1 protein-coding gene is annotated in these 1,650 nt (G+C 62.5%); it reads left to right on the top strand.

Annotation, left to right across the window (positions count from 1 at the left end; all coding sequences use genetic code 11):
- On the top strand, positions 1–1,650 hold a 1,650-nt coding region (locus KPG66_RS16840; protein WP_237071593.1), incomplete at both ends, for a non-ribosomal peptide synthetase.

Here is a 1,650-nt window from a genome sequence, read left to right as displayed (position 1 = left end):
CGATGCACGCGTGGCCATTTGTGTCGAGCGCTCACCCGCGATGGTAGTCGGACTGCTCGCGATTCTAAAGGCCGGCGGCGCGTACGTGCCGCTGGACCCAGTGTATCCGGGCGAGCGCCTCGCGCATATCCTTACGGACGCGGCACCCGCCATTGTGTTCGCGGATGCAGCGGGCTGGACCGCGCTGGGGGACACGGCGCTCGCGTCGCGCACGGTACTTGATCCGAATGAATTGCCCGAGTTGGCTGGCACCAATCCAGCGGTGCCAGGCTTGACCGCGCGCGATCTGGCGTATGTGATTTATACGTCGGGCTCCACCGGCACCCCGAAGGGCGTCATGGTGCCGCACTGTGGTGTGGTGAACCTTGCGCAGGCGCAAATTGCCTGCTTTGGCGTCAACGCTCGCAGCCGCATTTTGCAGTTTGCGTCGTTCAGTTTTGATGCGAGCAGCTCGGAAATGGTGATGGCCTTTGGCAGCGGGGCGACCTTGTATCTGCCACCCAAGGCGGTTCGTCATGACCGACGTGGGCTGTGGGATTATTTAGCACGACATGCGATCACGCATGCCACCTTACCCCCTGCACTACTTCAGCATAGCGAAGATTTACTGAGCCTAAGCCTCCCCCTAACGGTGATCCTAGCAGGCGAAGCGCCCAGTTCGACATTGATTCAAGCCTTGGCCAAGCAAGGCACCGTCTTTAATGCGTATGGCCCAACGGAGGCCACGGTTTGTGCCACGATATGGCGTGGCCTCCGTGATTTTGACGGCAAAGTCGTCCCGATTGGCCGGCCGATTGCGAACACACGACTTTACCTGCTCGATGCACACAAGCAGCCGGTGCCGCTCGGTGCGGTGGGTGAGCTCTATATTGGCGGCGTGGGTGTTGCGCGTGGCTACCTGAACCGCCCGGAGCTGACAGCCGAGCGTTTTATGCGCGATCCGTTCACGGACGAGCCGGATGCGCGGATGTACAGGACGGGGGATGTGGCGCGGTATTTGCCCGATGGCAATTTAGAATTTCTGGGCCGCAATGACCATCAAGTCAAGATTCGCGGGTTTCGCATTGAGCCGGGCGAGATCGAAGCGTGCCTGAACTCACATCCCCAGGTGCATGATGCGCTCGTGCTGACGCGCGGCGACGGCGACGAGAAGCGGCTGGTCGCCTATGTGCGGGCCGAGCCCGATGACGCGTTGGCCAACACGCTGCGTGCGTATGTGGCCGCTCGCTTGCCTGACTATATGGTGCCGGGCGCATTCGTGCGGCTTGACGTGTGGCCGCTGACACCCAACGGCAAGCTCGATCGGCGTGCGCTGCCCGCGCCCGATAGCCATGCGCTCGTGCACCAAGTGTATGAAGCGCCGCAGGGCGAACTTGAGACGGCGTTGGCGGCGATCTGGGCTGAGCTATTGGGCGTCGAGCGCGTGGGTCGGCACGATAGCTTCTTTGCGCTCGGTGGCCATTCGCTGCTCGCGGTGCGCTTGATGAATCGAGTGAGTGCACTCGGTGCCGACGTGCCCCTGGCTACGCTGTTCGCATCACCGACGCTGGCCGCGTTCGCGGCGGCGATCGATGCGCGATGTCATCACGGTACCGGTACGCTGCCTGAGATTGCGCCGGTGTCGCGCGAAGGCCATTTGCCGCTGTCGTT

Source organism: Mycetohabitans sp. B2 (assembly GCF_021733735.1).
Taxonomy (GTDB): domain Bacteria; phylum Pseudomonadota; class Gammaproteobacteria; order Burkholderiales; family Burkholderiaceae; genus Mycetohabitans; species Mycetohabitans rhizoxinica.
The sequence above is the reverse complement of the archived record's forward strand: the minus strand, read 5'-3'. Positions and strand labels throughout refer to the sequence as shown.